The sequence below is a fragment of the Bacillus sp. FJAT-29814 genome, from assembly GCF_001510715.1.
Classification (GTDB): Bacteria; Bacillota; Bacilli; order Bacillales; family Cytobacillaceae; genus Neobacillus.
On the sequence record NZ_LMTJ01000002.1, the window covers coordinates 548170 to 569311 of the forward strand.

Annotated in this window: 19 protein-coding genes and 1 riboswitch; of the genes, 5 read left to right on the plus strand and 14 right to left on the minus strand. The window is 38.9% G+C overall.

From position 1 onward, the window contains the following. Positions 1-4: 4 nt before the first annotated feature. The 9 genes from AR334_RS06745 to AR334_RS06785 all read right to left on the minus strand — a co-directional run bounded on the left by AR334_RS06745 (position 5) and on the right by AR334_RS06785 (position 14285). Positions 5-1210 (minus strand): MFS transporter, encoded by a 1206-nt coding sequence (locus AR334_RS06745; RefSeq protein WP_066307164.1) that lies wholly within the window; start codon positions 1208-1210, stop codon positions 5-7. A gap of 31 nt (positions 1211-1241) precedes the next feature. Beyond that, the gene (locus AR334_RS06750) at positions 1242-2972 is read right to left on the minus strand and encodes a thiamine pyrophosphate-requiring protein (protein WP_156431196.1); all 1731 of its coding nucleotides are present in this window, start codon (positions 2970-2972) and stop codon (positions 1242-1244) included. 12 nt (positions 2973-2984) lie between these two features. Next, positions 2985-4433, minus strand: coding sequence for an aldehyde dehydrogenase family protein (locus tag AR334_RS06755; RefSeq protein ID WP_253701197.1), 1449 nt, complete (start codon positions 4431-4433; stop codon positions 2985-2987). A 67-nt stretch (positions 4434-4500) separates the two neighbouring features. After that, positions 4501-6492, minus strand: coding sequence for a TRAP transporter fused permease subunit (locus AR334_RS06760; RefSeq protein WP_066307166.1), 1992 nt, complete (start codon positions 6490-6492; stop codon positions 4501-4503). 106 nt (positions 6493-6598) lie between these two features. Next, positions 6599-7693: a TAXI family TRAP transporter solute-binding subunit gene (locus AR334_RS06765; RefSeq protein WP_066307167.1), complete on the minus strand. Its 1095-nt coding sequence runs from the start codon at positions 7691-7693 to the stop codon at positions 6599-6601. Positions 7694-8474: 781 nt separating this feature from the next. Further along, a riboswitch (SAM riboswitch) is annotated at positions 8475-8577 on the minus strand. 179 nt (positions 8578-8756) lie between these two features. Beyond that, positions 8757-9689: a class A beta-lactamase gene (bla, locus tag AR334_RS06770; protein ID WP_066307170.1), complete on the minus strand. Its 933-nt coding sequence runs from the start codon at positions 9687-9689 to the stop codon at positions 8757-8759. Between the two features lie 235 nt (positions 9690-9924). Next, positions 9925-11979, minus strand: coding sequence for a penicillin-binding protein 2 (locus AR334_RS06775; protein ID WP_066307172.1), 2055 nt, complete (start codon positions 11977-11979; stop codon positions 9925-9927). Positions 11980-12096: 117 nt separating this feature from the next. Next, positions 12097-13896: a BlaR1 family beta-lactam sensor/signal transducer gene (locus tag AR334_RS06780; protein WP_066307176.1), complete on the minus strand. Its 1800-nt coding sequence runs from the start codon at positions 13894-13896 to the stop codon at positions 12097-12099. After that, entirely contained in the window at positions 13896-14285 is a 390-nt protein-coding gene (locus AR334_RS06785; protein ID WP_066307178.1) for a BlaI/MecI/CopY family transcriptional regulator, read from the minus strand. The genes AR334_RS06780 and AR334_RS06785 overlap by 1 nt, the downstream gene beginning before the upstream one ends. Before the next feature lie 252 nt (positions 14286-14537). On the opposite strand from AR334_RS06785, the gene AR334_RS06790 reads away from it, so the two are divergent. Then, positions 14538-15038, plus strand: coding sequence for an aromatic acid exporter family protein (locus AR334_RS06790; RefSeq protein WP_066307179.1), 501 nt, complete (start codon positions 14538-14540; stop codon positions 15036-15038). 76 nt (positions 15039-15114) lie between these two features. On the opposite strand, the gene AR334_RS06795 is transcribed toward AR334_RS06790, so the two are convergent. Beyond that, positions 15115-15366, minus strand: coding sequence for a DNA helicase (locus AR334_RS06795; protein WP_066307183.1), 252 nt, complete (start codon positions 15364-15366; stop codon positions 15115-15117). Positions 15367-15648: 282 nt separating this feature from the next. Between AR334_RS06795 and AR334_RS06800 the strand changes: the two genes are divergently transcribed. Further along, on the plus strand, positions 15649-16260 hold the full coding sequence (locus tag AR334_RS06800; protein WP_066307185.1) for an FMN-binding negative transcriptional regulator: 612 nt from the start codon (positions 15649-15651) through the stop codon (positions 16258-16260). 62 nt (positions 16261-16322) lie between these two features. Here the strand turns inward: AR334_RS06800 and AR334_RS06805 are convergent, their stop codons facing one another. After that, complete coding sequence (locus AR334_RS06805; RefSeq protein WP_066307186.1) at positions 16323-16703, minus strand: VOC family protein; 381 nt, start codon at positions 16701-16703, stop codon at positions 16323-16325. A gap of 255 nt (positions 16704-16958) precedes the next feature. On the opposite strand from AR334_RS06805, the gene AR334_RS06810 reads away from it, so the two are divergent. The 3 genes from AR334_RS06810 to AR334_RS06820 all read left to right on the plus strand — a co-directional run bounded on the left by AR334_RS06810 (position 16959) and on the right by AR334_RS06820 (position 18699). Next, positions 16959-17834 carry an alpha/beta fold hydrolase gene (locus AR334_RS06810; RefSeq protein WP_066307188.1) on the plus strand — a complete coding sequence of 292 codons (876 nt, stop codon included), beginning with the start codon at positions 16959-16961 and terminating at the stop codon, positions 17832-17834. Between the two features lie 290 nt (positions 17835-18124). After that, entirely contained in the window at positions 18125-18448 is a 324-nt protein-coding gene (locus tag AR334_RS06815; protein ID WP_066307190.1) for a helix-turn-helix domain-containing protein, read from the plus strand. A 20-nt stretch (positions 18449-18468) separates the two neighbouring features. After that, on the plus strand, positions 18469-18699 hold the full coding sequence (locus AR334_RS06820; RefSeq protein WP_066307194.1) for a hypothetical protein: 231 nt from the start codon (positions 18469-18471) through the stop codon (positions 18697-18699). A 74-nt stretch (positions 18700-18773) separates the two neighbouring features. Here the strand turns inward: AR334_RS06820 and AR334_RS06825 are convergent, their stop codons facing one another. The 3 genes from AR334_RS06825 to AR334_RS06835 form a co-directional block, all read right to left on the minus strand. Beyond that, positions 18774-19238, minus strand: coding sequence for an NUDIX hydrolase (locus AR334_RS06825; protein WP_066307199.1), 465 nt, complete (start codon positions 19236-19238; stop codon positions 18774-18776). 117 nt (positions 19239-19355) lie between these two features. Next, complete coding sequence (locus tag AR334_RS06830) at positions 19356-19850, minus strand: undecaprenyl-diphosphatase (protein ID WP_066307201.1); 495 nt, start codon at positions 19848-19850, stop codon at positions 19356-19358. Positions 19851-19852: 2 nt separating this feature from the next. Continuing rightward, the gene (locus AR334_RS06835) at positions 19853-20641 is read right to left on the minus strand and encodes an alpha/beta fold hydrolase (RefSeq protein WP_066307205.1); all 789 of its coding nucleotides are present in this window, start codon (positions 20639-20641) and stop codon (positions 19853-19855) included. Positions 20642-21142 lie beyond the last annotated feature (501 nt).

Sequence of the window (21142 nt, forward strand, 5' to 3'; positions counted from 1 at the left end):
TCTTTCACTCCCTCTGAATTGATTCCCTGTGCTTTATAGGAATGGCTACATTCTTCTTTTGTCGATTTAAAAAGGTACAGTACGAAAGAAAATAGACAATGACAAAAAATAGTAGTAACTTATAGATTGCAGCGTATTCTATCCATTTTGCCAATAAACCTACTAACAGGGCTCCTACCCCGACACCAATGTCAAATGCAGAGAAATAGGTAGCTGTAGCCATCCCTCTTCTATGCGGTAAAGCACGGCTAATTGTCCAAGCTTGTAATGTTGGCTGAATGGAACCGAACCCTATCCCATAAAAGAGTGCTGCTGCTACTAAAATGGCCACATTAGCAGAAAAGGAAAGAAGTATAAGACCGATTCCGAAGGCAATTGCTCCCGGGATTAGAACGTAAACACGGCCCTTTTGGTCCGCAATCCTCCCTGTAATGGACCGTGTAATCATCATCATGATTGCTGTTGCCATAAAAAACCACCCAACATTCTCGAGTCCTGTTTCTTTCCCGAACAGCGTCAGAGAGCTTAAAATTCCTCCATGTGACAAGGTCACAAGCATAATTAACAATGCAGGTAATAGACTACTTTTTTCTATAAACGTTGTTTTTTCTAAATTACTTTTCTTGTTCAGATTTTTGGGGAAATGAATAACCTTACTTAAAGCCATGCTAATCATAACGGAAAGAGAAGCAATCAAAAAAACATAGGGAAAACCATAGTTAATCATCAACCAGATTCCCAATAGCGGTGCGCTTGCCATTGCAAGATTAATAGAGAGACCAAAATATCCCACTCCCTCCGCTCGTCGCTCAGCAGCAATTTGATCCGTTATCATTGCGGCGTATGTAGTGGATGAAATTCCCCAGCCTACTCCTTGAACAATACGAATAACAAGTATTAATGTAATAGAAAATAGCCAATTAAAACTTATCAAAGCTGCTGTAAACACAATAAGACCAAATAACAGAACCTTCTTTTGGTCTATCCGATCGAGTGCATGACCAGCAAAAGGACGTATGATTAAAGCTGTGACGGTAAACATCCCCACTACTAAGCCAGCCTCAAGTTTATCCCCGCCTCTTTCAACCACAAAAATTGGCAATGTTGGCGTCAACATATGAAAACTAAAAAATATAAAAAAGTTGGACAAAGAAGTTAAGATGAAATCCTTTGTCCAGAGACGTTTATTACTTGAAACCGAGTCGGTCATTCAAATCCCTCGCCACTTCATAGAATGCTTCTTAATCCCTCTGATAGGAAATTTGAGCAATCTTGACATCAATTACAGCTGTTCTGCCTGCTTGGACGGCTTCTAAGCCTTTTCTTAAGGCACCTTCTAATTTCTCAGGATCAGATACAGTTAGTGCCAAGGCACCACCCGCGGCTTCGGCTACTTTGGCTAAATCTGCCGGCTGATGGAAATTCACAAAAAATTGATCATCTCGGTTTGCAATACCATCAGGATATATTTTCAACGTATTGTTTTTCGTCGCATTCCAGCCTTGGTTATTGAAAATAACAGTTAAAAAAGGGGCTTGATATCTGCGTGACATCCAGTGAACCGAAGCTGGTACACTAAATAAATAAGATCCGTCCCCTGTAAGGCTGACCACCGTTTTATCCGGTTTTGCGAGTTTAGCGCCAATGGCTGCCCCTCCATTCCACCCCAATGATGAACCTCCATTGCCAAACATCGTCCCCGGTTTACTTCTAGGAATTTGTCTTGATACTGCCATCGCATTTGTGATGGTTTCGTTTAGAATGATGGTTTCTTCGTCAATTACTCTATTAAGGCATGCTGCCACCCAATCTGGTGTAATGACCCCATCTGCTGGGGGGACGTCCAATCTTTTCCAACTTTTTCGTTGCTCAATATGCAGATGACGTATACGTTCAAATCGTTCCTGCTTTCTACTATTATTTAAGTTAGTTTGGTTTGCATACTCATTCAGTTGAACCAACGCTTGGAATGAATCTGCCTGGAATAAAGCTTCAGCGGGTACATAAGCTAATGGAATATCCTTTTTAATCGGGTCTGGATCAATATAGAATACTTTACTTTTCTCACGAGGTTGATTTAGTGTTGGAACCCAAGGAACGTCGGAATCAATTACAAGCACTACATCTGCTTTATCTAGTAGTTCTCCGCCGTCAAAGCCCAAATGTAATGGATGTTCAGTTGGAAAGTTCATATAGGCAGCATTTGCCTCCACAACTGGGATTGCAAGTTTCTCGCAAAATTGGACTAAGAGGTCGACACTTTCTGTATTTCTGCCAAGAGAAGATGTAATTAAAATAGGATTTTCAGCGTTTGCCAAGGCGGTTACAATTTGTTCTACCCCTTCATTTGATAACGGCAATTTTTCTAGGGGCTTCCATTTATCAGACATGTCTTGTATTGGAGTAACTTCTTCTTCAAGCACTTCTCTTGCGCCGGTTAAATAAACAGGTCCTTTGGGCTCAGAGTTTGCTAGTTGCATCGCTCGGTAGACAAGTTGTTTTACGTTTTTACCTGTGCGGATATCATATTCCCATTTCACATATTCTCTAACAATTCCACGCTGGTCATAGACATTTTGCAAATAGTTAATATGAGAGTTCCGGCTTCCTGGCAATTCCCCTTCCATTGTGGAAGGCGTTTCTCCAGAAAAGATGAAGACAGGTACTCTTGAGCGGGCTGCATTATGTAGACTTCCTCCTAAGTTTTGGGTACCTACATCGGTATGGACGAAAACCCCTTGCGCCTCTCCGCTTGCAATATAGTGACCGATAGCTGCGCTCAAAGCAACATACTCGTGAGGGCAAATGATTACTTTTGGGAGTGGACGATTTAAGGCTTTTGCTTTTGCCAAACCTTCTATCACGGCAGGATGATCACTTCCCAAATTACTGAACAAGTAGGAGATACCTGTCTCCTGAAGTGCCTCCAGTAAGGCATCTGCAGAAGTATACCTCTTCAATTTTTGGTCCACTATTTTTTCCTCCTATACATTTGTTTTGTGATAATTGATCCCGTGGGTTTCTGTATACTCATCAAAAATCATTTCTGAATTTTCCCTTCCGATACCGCTTTGTTTTACCCCGCCAAAAGGAATATATTTATGTCCTAATGGAGTTTGCCCCGCACCATTTATAAATGTCATTCCGGCTTCAATGTTTCTAGCAATCTTCAACGATCGTTCAAAATCAGAGGACCAGACAGAAGATCCCAAGCCAAGTTCACTATTGTTTACCATTTCGATGACTTCCTCTTCCGTACGAAAAGAAACAAGCGGAATTATAGGCCCAAATTGTTCACAAGTTACTATGTCGTGGTTAGGGTCCACATCACGAACAAGAATAGGTCTGAGATAATAGCCATTCTCCCAATTGTCAGGGTCAAGCTTTGTTCCAAGTTCAACTATTTTTGCGGAACTGTTCTTGATCCGTTCAATTAAATCTCTGACATTTTGAAATTGTTGCCGATTATTGATTGGACCCATGGTAGCCCTTTCATCCAATTGGTGTCCAATTTTATATTCCTTCGTGAGATCGACCATTTTTTCAAATATATGGTCATACATTTCCTCGGGAGCGTAAATTCTTTTTATCGCATAACAGAATTGGCCTGAGCGCCTGAAAACAGCTGTGACAATTTTCGGTACTACTTCCTCTAGATTCGCATCATTCAGAATAATGGCCGCATCGTTTCCACCCAATTCGAAATGGATACCCTTGAGTGTATCAGCTGCTGCTTTCATTATGTGTTTAGCCGTTGCCCCTCCACCGGTAAATGAAATTTTCCGAACAAGCGGGTGTGTAGTTAGAGCAGCCCCAACATCTCCTTCACCATGAACTACATTAATTACACCTGGCGGAAAGAACTCTGCAGCCAGTTTCAAAATCTCGGTAACACCCATTGGAGCAAATGGTGAAGGTTTAAAAACCATCGTATTGCCAGCAATTAAGGCAGGTGCTAATTTCTGCATAGTCAATACAACGGGTGCATTCCAAGGGACTATACCGGCAATGACTCCCATTGGTTTTTTCTCAATAGAAACCCAGCCCGTTTCGTCCTCTAGTACTTTCGGCATGAAAAAATTTCTTGCAAGTTCCGCAGCATTTCTTATTCCGGATACTGCCATCCCAATCTCAATTCTTGTTGCGGTAAGCAGCATCCCATTTTCCTTCGAAACAATCCTAGCAATTGAATTAGCTTCTGCCTCTAAGCGATTAGCTACTTTTAATACAAGAGAAATTCGTTCATCTAACGGTGTTAGTGCCCATGAACGAAATGCCTGATGTGCGGCATTTACAGCTTGATCGACATGTTGTAATGTACCTTTAGCTATTAGACCAACAATATCACTTAAGCGTCCAGGATCCCGAAGTTCTGTATATTCATTGGTTTCAACCTCTTGGTTATTAATAAATAAATTCGTTTTCAGAGTCATCACCATCTTTTATTAATTAAAATAACCCGTCGAAACACTCGACTTTTCAAGACGGGTTATTTTTAACTCATATCGTCTGCCCAATGGGCAATCCATTTTTCTTGCCTTGATAACTTTTCCATTCTTTCAACATAAAGAGGATTGCTGCAACCAAAGCAACGATATTTATAAACGTTGCAAATTGGAAGAAAGACACGGGAATAAATAGACAAACTGCCAATAAACAAACGAATAGTCTTTTTCCAACACTTAAACGCTCGAACAAGAATCCTTCTAATGACATTGCAAGTAAGTAACAGGCAATAAGTGTTGTGGCTATCGTTCCTGCTGCCGCTGACCACGGTACGATTGGCTCCAAGCGAATTAACATTTCAGGTGCATAGACGAACATGAATGGAACCAGGTATCCAATTATACCAAGACGCATTGCCTGGTAACCGATTTTGGTAGGGCTCTCTTTTGCAATCGGTGCCGCCGTAAAACAAGCCATGGCAACGGGTGGAGTGAAATTGGAAATTATGGAAAAATAGAATACAAACATATGGGCACAGAGCGGATCAACTCCCAACTCCACTAGCGTTGGTGCGACTAATACAGACACTAGTGCATATGCGGCTACCGACGGCATACCCATTCCTAAAATAATAGAAACAATAGCGCTTAATAATAGAAGGAAGAATAATCCATATTCTGCAAAGCTTGCAAGAATTAAACCTAGATTGAAGCCTAGTCCCGTTACCCCAGTAATCCCTACAACCAATCCAGCTGCGGAAAGAACAATACCAATTTCTAACATAACTTTTCCACAATCAACAAATACTCTAGGAAATAATCTCAGCATATTTTTTCTAACTGTTCTATCAAACGATAAGAAAATTACTGCAATAACGGATGCGTATAAACCTGCAATTGATGGTGAAGTTCCTAGGAAAAATAAGAAATAGATTAAGGAACCTAGGGTCGGAACAATCATCCAGCCCTTCTTAAGAACTTGTTTAAATACAGGAATGTTCTCTTTACTTAAGGCAAGTATGCCCTTACGTCCAGCAATAAAATCAACTTGAAAGAACAGACAGATATAAAACATTAATGCTGGGACAAGTGCTGCCAAAGCTACTTCCGTATAAGGTACACCAAGGGTTTCAGCAATAATGAATGCTGCAATCCCCATTACTGGCGGCATTATTTGCCCACCTGTTGAGGCAACAGATTCTACTGCACCAGCTTCTGCAGAACTATATCCACTTTTCTTCATTAATGGAATGGTTACACTTCCTGTAAGAATTACGTTTGCCACTGGACCGCCTGTAATGGTACCTACAAGACTGGAGCCAAGAATAGACGCCTTTGCAGGACCTCCACGAAAACGTCCAAAAGCCGAAATGGCAATATCATTTAGGATATCAGCACCACCAAATAATAAAAGAATTTGACCAAAAAAGATAAAACTCAATGCGATAGTTGCCGCTACATTCAACATGCTGAGTAAGCTGTTTGAATCTAAATACATATAATTAAATAATTGATCAATAGTTGTGCCGGTTCCTCTGAAAACTCCCGGAAAATAAGGTGCAAAATAGCCATATGCAAGAAACACCAATACTACAATCAGCAATCCTTTACCGAGTACCCTTCTAATTGCTTCTAGAATAATAAGTATCGCAATAACACTCATGATAAAACGTCCTGTGGATACCGTACCAATATCCATTACAATTGTAGGATAAAAGATTGCAAGATACAGACCGGCTGTTAATCCTAATCCTGACAATATCCAGTCATACCATGGCACCCTATCTTTTGGAGAGCTTTTACGTAGAGGAACACTTAAATAAATGGCGGAAAGAAAAAGTCCAAGGAATAATCCGATATATTGTTCTGCATATATACTTAACCCGAGACGCTGATGTATACCAAGAATATAGAGGATGCCAGATATGGGAATTAACGCTAATAGCGTAGACCACAAGTATTTTACTGATTTATTCTTAAAAATCCTGTACTTTTGAAAATCCGCATCTGGATTTATTGGTATATTAGCTGCTTGCTTTTCACTCATTACTTCAACTCCCCTTGTAAAAAAGTAAACTATTATTCTTGATTAGGACTTTGCATAAAAGGTTATGCAAAGTCCCGCTTTTTTGTTGAATACTTCATTTTAAGGATTAGGATTCAGCTATTTTTAACAGTTCCTGCTGTACTTTCTCTGCTTCATCATTCCATAGACCTTTGTCCTTAAAGAACTTCACGGCACCATTATGGTAAGGAACGGTAGGATTTGGATCAAACATGGTTTCTGGTGTCCATGTCTTCAACCAAGCATGAATCGGTTGAAGTTGCTTATAATTTGCCCATAATGTTTCCATAATTTCATAAACTGTGTCGTCGTTAAGATGAGAAGATGCCACCAATTGAGAGGGGTACTCAATGCCCACTTGCTCTTCTTGAATGTAGCCTTGAGCTAGAACCTTTGTTAAACGAACGCCTGGGACAATTTCATTAATTTTATCTATTACGGACTTTGGTACAGAGTCAATCTTGTCGGGAGTAATACTATCTAAGAAGTTAATAGATTTTAATCCAACTGAATTATGAACTTCCTGAACGACTGGTGTTGTCGGTGTTAAAGCAAATGCTGCATCAACCCTGTTATCCTGCAGTGCTTCAATACCTGCAGCTGTGGTTGGAATCGGTACTTGTTTGACATCATCCCAAGACAGGCCATTTACAGTTAAAGCAGCCTCTAATACCTTTTTAGCAATCGCTGATCCAGGATAATCGGAAGAAAGTCTTTTACCCTTTAAATCTGCAATCGACTTAATATCAACGTCTTTTCTTACGACTGCACCTGTAACACTTAGATAGTTACCACGTACAAGTAAACGCATATTTTTAGTTGGCTGGTAACCGTTTTCACCTTTGAACGCCCAAGCCATGTCTGGTCCAGATCCAACTCCTAGTTCAATTTCCCCCTTTTCTAATTGTGGGCCCCATGCGCTTACACCATTAGAAGGTTTAACTGAGATTTTAAGAGATGAATTAGTTGTAATTACTTTTGCTAGTCCGTTTCCAATTGCATTGTAAGAAACCCCAACTGGTGTTGTCCCGATACTGAGTACACCGCCGCTTTTTTTCGCGGGTTTTTCTTTTTCTTGCGTTGAGTTATTTGCCTGATTGCCGCCGCAAGCTGTCACAAATAACATAACAAGTACAATAGTCAGCAAACTAAAAGCAGATTTCCCTATTTTCCTTATTCCCATCAGATTCGCCCCTTTTCCTCTTTAATATGTAGTAGATTTAGATTAAACGCTTCCATTAAATAATAAAATTTTCAATAATTACCATTTCTTTAATCCATTCGTTTTTCACAGATTTGGGTTTATACTGTATATAGTAGATATAAAGTAAAGCCCCCTTTCTTTGATAACAATACGTTAACGCAATTAACTAGTTGTTACTAATAACAACATTACCATAGTGTAAATATAATTGTCAAAATATTTTTAAGAATTTAAATATTATTCCTTCTAACAAATCAAGTGGTAGTTTCTGGGCGGTAAAGTTGGAAGCAAAGGAGGGATTTATTCACAGCTCTTGTAAGAGAGATTGATGTGGAATTGAAATGTAGGGTCGAAACGTATAAAGCAATTTTTAATGATAACACTCATGAATATGATGATTTTAGATTTAGCGACCGTAGGCTTAATTTGCAATATAATTAGGATTAGCAATATGTCCTGCATCCTGTGGTCAAAACCACGTCGGCCCAAGGTCAAATTAACCTATGTCAGGTCTGTTTGGATCAATAGCACTCAAAATCCAACCACCAATCCTATCTCTAGCCTCTATAACCCTACATTTATGCCTTGTTCAGTAAGTAGTGATGCAGGACGTATGCCACTCCACCCGCACCAACTATGATTACAGGATTGTTCATATTTGTCCTCCTTCTGATTGTGTTTATGTTGTTTAAATTTTCCTATTCCCTAAGTTGGATTATGGAAAAAAACTCTCCTCAAAAAGGAGAGCTTAATAACCCTCTTCTCATCTTTCAAGCAAATGCTTGATGGAATTGGCACAGTATTCATCAGAACCTGTTGCCGAGGCTTCAAAGGGCCAGTCCCTCCACCTCTCTTGATAAGGAGAAAAATGTACATTCAATTTTTTTCATTAACTAAGGCGATAATAGTGGGAATTTAGACAATTGTTAATCAAATAGGTCTGAATAAAACATCGAGAATCGTCTCCGGGAATAATAAACTCGATTTGGTACCAGCTGTAAAAAGAAGAACGCCCCCCATATTATTGGGGTGATTTATCTGTTCACTTAAGAGCATTAAGTGCAACCTTTGCAGCTTCTGCGATTAGCGTATTGTCATAGGTGGCATTCTGTGTATCCCGGCTGGATAGTACTGCGATGACAATCGGTGCTCTATTTGGCGGCCAAACAATGGCAATGTCATTCCGCGTTCCATAGCTTCCTGCCCCGCTCTTATCATCGACTACCCAGCCTGCTGGCGCACCAGCTCGGATCAATGCATCTCCGGTTGCATTTCCCCTCATCCAATCTGTCAGGATCGCACGTTTTTCAGTTGGGAGCAAGTCACTGACCGCGAAAGCCTTGAGGCTTGTAGCTAGTGCTTTTGGTGTGCTGGTGTCACGATTGTCTCCAGGAATAGCTGAGTTCAAATCCGTCTCGTAGCGGTCAACTTGGGTAATATTATCGCCAATCTGCCGCAGTGCTTTTTCAAATCCCTCAGGGCCTCCCAGTTTTTTTAATAAAAGGTTCCCTGCGGTGTTGTCGCTATATCGAACCGCAGCCTCGGCAACTTCCCGAAGAGTCATCCCGGTATCTACGTGAAGTTGTGTTACGGGTGAATACGAAACGATGTCCTCGCTGTTATATGTGACCAACTCGTCAAGTTGATCAATGGAGTAATGCTGCAGCAATGCGCCTGCGGCTAGAGCTTTGTAAGTAGATGCGTAAGCGAACCGCTCTTGAGGCCGATAAGAGACTTTCCGATTTGTACCTGTATCGATGGCGTAGACTCCGAGCCGGGCATCATATTTGTTCTCGAGTTCTGCAAACTCACGGTGGAGTTGGGGTGCTGGTGTTTTCGCGACTGCCTTTTCGGGCTTGTCCGAAAGATTATGGGTGCTCATCGACCAGCCGGCGAGGGGTACAATGGCAACCACTAGCACAAGCAAGGCATATATAAATTTTTTCATACTGAAAATATTATGTGTTTTCTTCAAGATCATAACCTCTTTCTATTAATTTTTAGATGTCCTGAAAATAGAATCAGCGGGATTAATCATTTTTTAGATTAACACCGATTGGCCCTTAACCAGCAGATCCTAAAAATGCTGGGGAAGAATTTCCTCCTTTCTCCAATCTGATTACATACGTAATAATAGATTAGGTTGATAATACTACAAGTGTAGTATTTGTTGCACGTTTAATACTACACTTGTAATAAATAGATGTCAATCATTTTGAAGTTTGCTGCCCTTTTTTATTAAGATCAAAATATGCCCGAAAAACCCGCTGGCTGATGATATTAGCTGCACTGTGCGGCTTGGCATAACCATCACGGTAAGCATTTGGCACAATAACGGCAATAGCAATCTCAGGATCATCGAATGGAGCATAACCAACAAAAGATTGATTCCAAGTCTTCACCCCATTTTTATAGGATTCTGAGGTCCCGGTTTTACCCGCGGCATTGTACGGTTCGTCTTTAAAATAACCTCTTGCTGTTCCTTTGGAGCCATGGGTAACCAGCCAATGGCCTTGTTGAACCCGCCTAAGCATCTCCTCACTCATATCCACCCGATTTAGTACCACTGGTTCGATTTCATCGATTACGTTGCCTGGTTCATTGCCATTCTTATTAGGTTCACGAATCTCCTTCACCAATTGTGGCTTCATCCGGTATCCTCCATTGGCAATCGTTGTAATATACTGAGCGATTTGCAACGGTGTATAGGTATCTAGTTGTCCAATCGCTATTTGAAAGTAGGTGCTTGGATTGGTTCCTTTAATTCCCGCCGTTTCATTATCAAACCCAATACCGGTCGGGATGCCCAAACCAAATTGGTTGAAATAATAGCGGATGGTTTCAATTTTTTTCGGATTAATATTCAATGTGCCATTAGGGACATACTTGCCCCCCATAATTTCAATCGCGGTTTTCCACATATAAACGTTTGATGAACGCTCTAATGCCTCTAAATCGGTAACCCTGTTCATGACTTGGTAAGAAGAGAAGGTTCCCGACCCCTTAAAGCGCATGACTTCATCCAGCTCGGTTTCCCCGAAATCCCTGACACCGGTTTGGTATCCGGTTAATACGGTGGCCCCTTTTACAACGGACCCCTGTTCAAACGCATAAGTGAAGGTTCCCGGTGTAAAATCGGTGAACTCCCCGGACTTCCTGTCATACACTTTTCCTGACATTGCAAGAATACGGCCTGTTTTCGGCTCCATTGCCACAACAAAGGCAGTGTCAAGGGTATCCGTATGCGGCTTTTGGATGGCACTTACCAACTCTTCCTGCATAATTTTTTCCACTTGGGCTTGAAACTCCATATCAATGGTCAGAACTATATCCTTGCCGCTCTCCCCTTCCGATACAGTCTCTGTACTCACCACATTTCCATTTTGATCTGTCACTGTTTTCACTTTTTCCTTTCGACCTTGCAACACACTATCGTAAAGCTCTTCAATATAGCTTTTGCCGACGCGATCATTAAGTTTGTACCCTTTAGTCATATAGTAATCTACCTTTTCTGCCGGAAGGCCTTCATCTGCACTCGTCACTTCCCCAAGCATATTCCAAAACGTTTCCCCATAGGTTCGGCCCCTCTTCCAATCAGTCGAGACATCCACTTCCGGCAGGTTATCCAGATTTTCATTGACCTTTGCAAATTCTTCCTCTGTTACATTTTCATTTTTAATCATCGTCGGAGTTAAAGCGATCGCGGACGAAAGCTTCCGATAGATGGCCGCCAGATTTTTGTCCATTTTCTTCAGATCGCCTTCTGTAATGCGTTTCAATTTTAATTGATATAAATCCTTGTCATTCAGCATTTCCTGTTCGTATAATTTCTCCTCCTTCTTTGTGATTAGATCCGTGCCATTGTTATGTTCTAGCAGCCAGATATCTTTCAAATCCCGATCGGTTACTTTATTGATCTCTTTATCAGTCATGACCAGGAAGGTATTTAACTTTTTAGCCAGTTCAAGCAATTCGCTCGGCTGCGGATTTTTCGGCGGTGTATAGATAATCGCCTTTTCCGGAATATTGTAGACTACTAACTTATGATTCGTATCATATATTTTTCCACGCGGAACGGAATAACTGACGGGTGTCACATCTGTCTTCTCTGCCTGAGCCGCATAGGCTTCCCCTTTAATAATTTGGATAACGCCGAGGCGGAGAATCAGGATAGAAAAAAGGACAAAGACCATGAAAAAGAGACCATTCAATCTCCATCGGATTGGGTTTTTTACTATATTTTCTTTCTGCTTTTTCCGCTTCAAAACACATCAGCCCTTTCATACTGGGAAATTTGTGTACAAGTTAGCACCGAATACTACAATTGTAGTATTTGACCCAATAAAGTCCCAAAAAGGAAGTAAAATCCTTTCTGGGGTTCATTATGAATATATCTTTTTATGATGCAGGATCTGCTTGGCAATCTCCGCTGCCGCGCTTCCTTGGGCATGTCCATCTTTATTTTGAATATTAATGGCAAAATAAAAACGATCGTCACCTTTATCGACAAAGCCAATAAACCAGCCATTTACATTCTTTCCATTAACCATACCGGTTCCCGTTTTACCGTACAACCGCTCATTCTTTTGAGCATCTATTAAAATTGCATCTTTTACCGCTTTGATATTTTCCGCTTTAAAATCCCAGTGATTTTCTGCGAATTGATATAATAATTGGACTTGTTCAATGGGTGATATTTTTAGGGAAGATTCCATCCAGTAACTATCCAAATTCCCTGAAAGATCCTCATTCCCGTAGTTTATTTTGTGAAAATAAGCTTGCAGCGGCTTTCTCCCTATCTCTCGATCAGTATTCTGGAAATACCAATTCACGGAACTGCTTAAGGCAGTCGCTAAATTTTGATTTTGATTCCATTCTGGAAAGGGATAAATTCCCCCATCCCAAACCTGTTTATTGTTATTCGGGGAAATCACATTGGATTCTAATGCAAATAAGGCAGAATATATTTTATAGGTGCTATCAGGAGAAGTCCTCTGTTCACTCATCTCTCGATTATATATTTGATATTGATCTTTATTGGGATCATATAAAACAAAGCTGCCCTTGTAGCCCTTAAAATAGGAGCTTAAATCTTCATAGACCGCATTCTTCCCGCTAAACTGATACACATTATTTGGGCTGGCAATTACGGTGGTGATGGGAGCAAGGAATAGAACAATAATTCCTAATACAACACAGATGACCTTGCTTTTCCATTTCAATAATAGAGAATCTCTAGAGTAGCTTGCAATGCACTGGATTCTTTGTTTGATTTGTTTTTTTGTCCCACCTATACCTGGAGCAATCTGTTTAAGGGTACGATCATACTTTTTATCTGCAAAACGAATGAGGGTATACCCATATTCGATATATCCGCTCTCATCCAAGAGATGTAAAACGGATGCATCACAGGCCAATTCCCGATCCATTCGAATCCTTTTTGAAGCATACCAGACGACCGGGTTGAACCAATAAATAATCTGAACCATCCACATGAGGTAATTCACAAACAAATCTTTGCTTTTATGATGGTGCAGCTCGTGCAAAAACACGTATTTTAATTCATTTAAAGAGAATTCTTCTCGCGTTTTGCTTGGTAAAAAAATAAAGGGCTGAAAAATCCCGAACGTGATTGGCGAGGAAATAAGCGAGGTCTCACGCAACCTTATGTTTCTTTTCACCCCAACCATCTCTTTGCACACTTCTAATAGTTTGTTTAGCTTTTGGTTATGAACAGCCGCAGCAGACTTTTTAAGTTGATAAATTTGATAATTTGAATAAACAGCAACCCCAACAAATAGAACCATTCCAATGACCCACACTGTAAAAAAAGTATGGTAGACGAAATCGGGCGCTGACGTGTTTACCGATACCGTGAAATCATGTAATATATCGCTGTTTGGCGCCTGAGAGGCATCCACTCCATTAATCCTTTCACTCTTCGAAGGCCCGTTTCTATGAGAAAAAAGTAAGCTTTTAAAATACTGAGTTCCTTCTCCGAGGCGAAAATAATTCCAAGGTAAAAAGGCAGCAAGGATTGGAATGCATAGAAAAAACCAAATATGATAATGTGCTTTCACTGTCATATGATTGTTTAATAGCTTTTTGATTAACTGAATGATGAAAATTAGGAGGGATACCACGATTGTACTTACTAAAATCCGCAACAAAATGGCATCCATTATTTCTCCCCTTCTTTCTTATCCCTCATCGACAATATTTTCTTTAATTCTGTAATATCTTCATTTGATAACTGATCATTTTCAATTAAATTTAATACCATTGAATTTAATGTACCGCCGAAAAACTGCTTCAGAAAGGATTTACTTTTTTGCTCAACATATTCGTGCTTTTCAACAAGTGAAGTATAAATAAACATTCGGCCATCTTTTCTTGCGTGCAAAGCGCTTTTCTTGACTAGGCGCGCTAGCATGGTGTGAATAGTATTTGGCTTCCAATCACTCTTTTTCGATAATTTCTCCACGATCTCCGGAGTCGAAATCGGCTCATAGGTCCAAATAACCTTCATCACTTCAAATTCTGCTTCTGATATTTGTGGAATCTCCTTCATGATCCCCCTCCTACTTTTACAACTGTAGTATTTATTATAGCAAGAAGGTCCAAGTATATAAAGAATGTTGGTTACTATAGCCTTTGGTAAATAATCCCCCAGTATCCTGAGAATTTATACTGATACCATTCACATTATTTGAGATATAGAACAGATCCTTACTAAAAGAAGGATCAAAATGCTTACTAATAAAAAATAGATCGTAATACACACTAATAAAGATAAAAAATGGCAAATTATACTGAGGTGAATATGAAGTCACAGAAAACTGCGATCCAAAATGAAAATTTAACTCTTCTTATTTGGAAATTAGCAATAGGCTCTGCTTTATCATGGGAGTTATCCAAGCTGTTTGGTTCCGACCATCCTTATTTAGCTCCACTATCCGTCATCCTCACGATTCAATCAACAATGGATAAAACCGTGAGCCTGTCGATAAAAAGGGTGATTGGAACCGTGATCGGGATATCGGTTACTGTTTTGATAGCAAGGTATTTTTCCGTAACTGGATGGAATTTGGGACTTTTAATTTTATTTGGATGTTATATCGCTAAGTATTTAAAGTTTGACAAGAAAGTTCTCCATCAGGTTGCCCTTACGATATTATTTGTCTTTGTATTTGAACACAAAACAAAACATTATGCGATCGACAGAATGAGAGATACCCTTATCGGTGTATTGGTTGCAGAGAGTATTCAGTTAATTTGGGGTCGTCTCATTTCATGGAAGCGTGACAGGCTAATTAAAAAGTAGCTTGGCGCAAATGCCAAGCTATTTCAATGCATTTTTTTATTCCTTATTTTAAAAGCCAGCGTTATTTTAATAGATATTACCTATCTATATTTTTCTTTTTCGTATTAAATTCGTCATATTCTCCCCAAATAATATATCCTATTCCAATTATCAATGACAGTAAACTGAGGGTACTTAGAAGGCTTCCAACATATTCTAACATTCTATTAAACAACTGCTCATCCCAACTAACAACTCCAGAACCAAATATAGCAGCACTAATATATTTGGTTGAAATTAAAAAAGCTGCAATTGCAATAAATGCGACACCTGTTCCTCGTCTTTTCAATCTTATCAATCCTCTCTTCATAACTTTTGTTAATCAAATCATAAAAAGTATTACTATAAATATATTCCATTCCGTTAATTAAATCCTCCTTATACAGTACTGCCCCATTCATACAATCAAAAATATAGTCCAAACAGTTATACTTAGAGAATGATTCAAAGTAATTAATAAACAACATGTACAGTTCCATTACGCCAAAATATTCTTAATCTAGTACTGCACAAAGGAACCACATCATATAAAATAAAAATTAACCTAATGACTATGTTACGGGGGTGCAAAATGTATATTCCAAAACACTTTAAACTGGATGATGAAGAAGTTATTTATGATTTTATCGAAACGTACAGCTTTGCCACTTTATTTTCTCAGCACAATGGTCAACCTTACGCCACCCATCTTCCACTGATATTAAATAAGTCCGAAAATGCGTTATATGGTCATTTTGCTCGTCCGAACGAACAATGGAAGGATGCTGAAAATCAGCAAGTTCTGGTGATTTTTCAAGGCCCGCACTGCTATATTTCCCCCTCTTGGTATGAAACAGCGAAGGCAGTACCGACATGGAATTATGTGGCTATCCATGTATATGGTAAATTGGAGATCATCGAAGATCCAAACGTAATAGCGGAATCTTTACATGATATGGTAAACAAATATGAACAACCCGATAGCCCATACAGTCTAAGCGATGTGGATCCTCATTATATCGAGGGAATGACTAAAGGAATCGTCGCTTTCAAAATAAACATTACAAAAATCGAAGCAAAAGCGAAATTGAGTCAAAACCATCCGGTGGAACGACAAGAGTCAGTGATTAAGAATCTGGAAAACAGTTCAAAACCAGAAAACATACAAGTAGCAGCTCTTATGAGGAAGAATCTGCAGAAATAGTAATAAAAAGAGCTTGGCTGCATGCAGTGCCAAGCTCTTTGATAGAAAGACTACCCTTTTTATTAAACTGTCAATTCCAAGAGATTGCCTTCCGGATCTTCAATGACACTCTCATAATAGCCGTCCCCCGTCACACGCGGGCCATTCACAAGGCGGTAGCCATCATGTTGCAAGCGCTCTGTCAGTTCATCAACAGCTTCCCTGCTGCCGAGAGAAATGGCAATATGGGCCCAGCCAATCCGGTCGTCCCGATCCGGCTGATCAATTCCTCCCTTGCGCATGATCTCCAAACGTGCCCCACCCTCAAAAGTAAGAAAATAAGATTCAAATTCCTTCACTTTATTATGATATTTCTCGTTTGCTTTTCCATTAAAGTACGTTTCATAAAACGTCTTCATCGCTTCTAAATCTTTGACCCAGATGGCCACATGCTCGATTTTCATTTCACTGACTCCTTTAATATAGTTCTTTGTATCTTCATCTATTATAAGACAACGCTGCATTTACTCAAAATTCTCAAATGCAAAGTTCATAGGGACTTCGCACCGCTTGCAACGCAAAACTCATCATCCTACGATCGTCCTCCTCTCTTTCTTTTTCACTATCAATATTGTAAATTATTAGTAATAATCTATGTAATTTTTTCCATCATTGTTTTTATCCAAAATTAAACCATTGAACCCATTAAGGAGCCAAAGATGACAGCAAACTTATCGATTTTCAAATCAAAAACCGGAGAAGAAAAGTTCCTAAAAGCTTATGATGAAGTAATGAAGCTATGGGACGTGGCTTTCGAGGAAGTAAAAGTTCCTACAAAGTATGGAGAAACACATGTCATTATTAGCGGACCAAAAGATGGGATTCCCATGGTCATGTTGCACGGTATGACTGGAAATTCGAGTTTCTGGTATCAAAATATCACAGCCCTGCAAACCTATCGGGTATACTGCATCGACACATTGGGGGATTTCGGAAAAAGCCTTGTGCAGACTCCATTGAAATCAGAAGAAGACTGCGTTCTATGGCTTGATGAAGTATTTACTGGAATAGGTATCGATAACGTTCATTTAATCGGTCACTCGATGGGCGGATGGCTCTCTTTGACCTATGCAAGAAAACGCCAGGAGAACCTAAGAAAATTAGTGCTCATTGCACCGGTTGCTTCCATCTTACCCATTCCTTTTTTAAAACTTGCTTGGTTCATTTATCCTTCTATGCTATTTCCATCAGAAAAAAGAATTAAAAGAGGATGGCACTGGTTCTGTGCAAAAGGATATGATATTCACCCGACCGTCATGCAGCAGATAATTACAGCTTATAAGCATTGCAAACCCCTTCTTGCTGCTATTCCTAAAAACTTTTCAAAAGAAGAACTAGGGGATGTGAAAATTCCGGTATTGTTCATCGTCGGAGAGGAAGAAAAAATTTATCGTGCAAATAAGGCAGCAAAAACAATGAAAGAGAAAATTCCACATGCCGAAACCACCATCATTCCGAATTCCGGTCATCTATTAATTACCGAGCAAGCTGATCGAGTGAATGAGGCGATCGTTGGTTTTTTGAGGGAAAAATAATAATTTGTATCTTATCCACCAGGAACGCAGGAAAACCCTTGGCCAGTGATCGTCATTACCCCCTTTGGTCAACTTGTTCAAATTGAAAAATTAATACTTCCGATTATTTACATCCAATAGTTGATTTTCAAATTAAAAAGCAGGGTGAATTCATTTGCAAATGAATTTCCCCCTGCTTTTTCACGTGTTATTTAGTATTCCTCTCTGCTTTTTGCATCATCATTTATTAAAATTAAATTTTTTATTAAAATTGTTGCTCTAATATTTCATATGTAATAAAATACTTACATATGATACATTTTAATTCTGGCAATGAGTTACTTCTGGTTTTAGAGGCTTTATCCAATCCACACCGTTTAAAGATTATTGCTGTTTTATCAGAGGGGCGGCAATATGTTAGCCACCTAGCTCGAGAGCTTGGCATTAGCAGACCACTTTTGTATCTGCATCTTCAAAAATTAGAGGAGGCGAAAATTGTTTCAAGTGACACGGAAATTTTAGAAACAGGCCAAGCGGCAAAATACTTTAAACTAAACGATTTTCATTTTGAACTAAATGAAAAAATCATTCATGCTCTTTCCTCTTCATTAACTGTTAAGAAAAAAAATAACTAATTGTTCGAGGTGCTCACAATATGAGTTCAGTTTCGCTATTCGGATTAATACCTTTATTGTTTTTATTGGTTCCCATTATTTTTATATTACTTGTCGTATTTTTCGTCGTTAAAACGGTTAAACGATTTGAGAAGCGCGCCGATGAGAAACTTGCCTTAGAAAAGGAAAATACACGAATTCTTCAATCAAAAGTAGTGGCTTTAGATGAAAGATTAGGTGTTATTGAGAAGATGCTAAAAGAAGTGGAGTAGCAAAAGGGCCAAGCACATTTTATGTGTTTGGCCCTTTTTTATTTCATCATTATCCTTCTTTGATCAACGTACCGTTAATAGAACAATTTAGTAAGCTGCTCATTATACATACTCATGGAGTGTACATTCTCTTTTAATAAGTTATTAATAATTTGCTTCAATACACTTGGTTCTCGCAAGTCATTATTGTCGAATTGTTCAAGCTCCTGCAACTTTATCCACTGACAATCAGAAATTTCTTCTTCGAGATGTATTGAACCTCCAGTAACCTCACCAATAAAATGAAATAAAATCACTTGATCGTTCGTACTGCTAATAAAATTATATACACCAGTAGTGCCAATCAGTTTTACTTCCAACCCCGTTTCCTCGTTCACTTCTCTCCGAGCTGCATAGAGAATGTCCTCACCATATTCAATATGACCACTTGGAAAGTTCCACTTATTAACAGCAGTTGGTTTGTTCTCTCTTATCAGTAAAACTTGACCATCACGAATGATGGATACACTTGCCACTAAAACAATTCCCTCTTGCGACATCCATTTCTCCTCAATTCTCTTTGGACCTTACTTTGGACCTTATATTGATCTCTATTATAGCGCTACGTACACCCTCATAAACAACCGATGAGGTCAATTTTTTTAGGTTGAAAAGATTTAATGGCATTTCCTTTGAAATAATTTATGAATGATTGAACTTGTAAAAGACCCTAGTACAGCACTGCCTGCAATATCAGAAGGATAATGATGACCTACCCAAATTCGCGATAATCCCAATAAAAACGAGAACCCCATCATGATGGAGCCAAGGGCACGTTGATAAAAGAGGACAGTTGTTGAAATAGCAAAAGCAAGAATAGTATGTTTGCTTGGAAAGCTAGAATCGAATTTAGAGGGAGTAAGTATTCCTACTTTCCTTTTTAAAAATGGACGTGGTTTAAAATAAAACAACTTAATAATAAATTGTATGAATAACGAAATCACAATAGATACTACTGCTTCAAAACTCGCATTCCTTTTTCTAAAAAGCATAATAACTAAAATAAACAAGAAAACAAATCTCAACTTGTTGGAAATAAGTATCATTAATCTATCTAAAAACCAATAACGTCCTGAAAACGAATTTATTGCACGAAATATTTTGACATCCAAGCTTATTCACCCCATTTGAAAGAATGATTTTGGATAAATTGATAAATAAGTTTATTCAATTCGTTTGCTGCTTTTGTTGGGACTTGATGTTTCATATCTTTAACAAAGGTTATTTCATTTTGATTCAGTTTCTTTTGCAATAGTTGTGCATAAGGGGAAAATGGTTTATCCATTTCGCCATAAATAAGGGAAATTGGCTTATCGATTTTTTCAAGTTGCTCGGTACAATTATAATTCAAACAATAATTATAATATTGCAGGATGTTACTTGCATTCCCTTTTTTGGCTTCTAGTAACATCGTCTCGAACAGCTCTTCTGTATCTGAATTACTTTTAGATATTGACCGAGCCAAAGCAGGCAATGCCCCAAACTTAACAAGGGTTTTAGCAATTCGTATTCTGTTTCTTTCGCGCCAATCACTTACCTCAGACATCCCACTAATGATGATCCCACCTAAAGCAAGCTCGCTTGAAGTTGATAACAAAAATTCCAATACGATTGATGCCCCTGCTGAATAGCCACATAAAAAGGCTTGCTTTATATCTAGATAGCCCATTATTTTTTTTATATCCTCTACAATTAGAGGATAGGTGACAGGTTGGCTTGAAAAAGAACTCCTGCCATGTCCTCGTATATCAAAGGTAATGACCTGAAAATAACGGGAAAGTTCTTCTGACTGGTAAGTGAAGTTTGTGGAAGTTAGGACAGGCGGATGAATAAATATGATAGGAATCCCTTTACCTTTAACTGTGTAGTAAAGGCTGCTTCCATCAATTTCGAGGATGGGCATTTAATCACCTCAAATTATTAAAACCTCGCTGTTATTATTTGCATTTTTGTTCGAATCATCCATTTTAGCTTTATTCGGCAAAAAAGTTTCCTTTTTCAGGGTGGTGGTTTTCTATTGATTTTGAAAGTGGAAATTTGACTAAGGGGTCACCTGTTTACTAATTCATTGGTAAGCATTTTTCACTTAAAAACAGAAAGTACAGTGGAGCTGCCGCTGTATTTTTGAATAGATTTTCCCTTCATTTATTCATATTTCTTGTTTCACTATTCCGCCCGTTTGAGGATTTACAGTCCTTTGTGTCTAAAAAGGATATAGTATGCCACAGTGCAAGTCTACATGGGCTCTTTATAAAATAAAATCATAAATTATCGCTTTAATTTTAATGATTCCCCATTAAACAACAAAGGTCCTTAGAAGGACCTTTCAGATTGTAGACAAAAGGCATTTTGAATTTCACGATTTTGGTGTCTTTTTCCATATTCAAGCTTATTCTGTTTGATT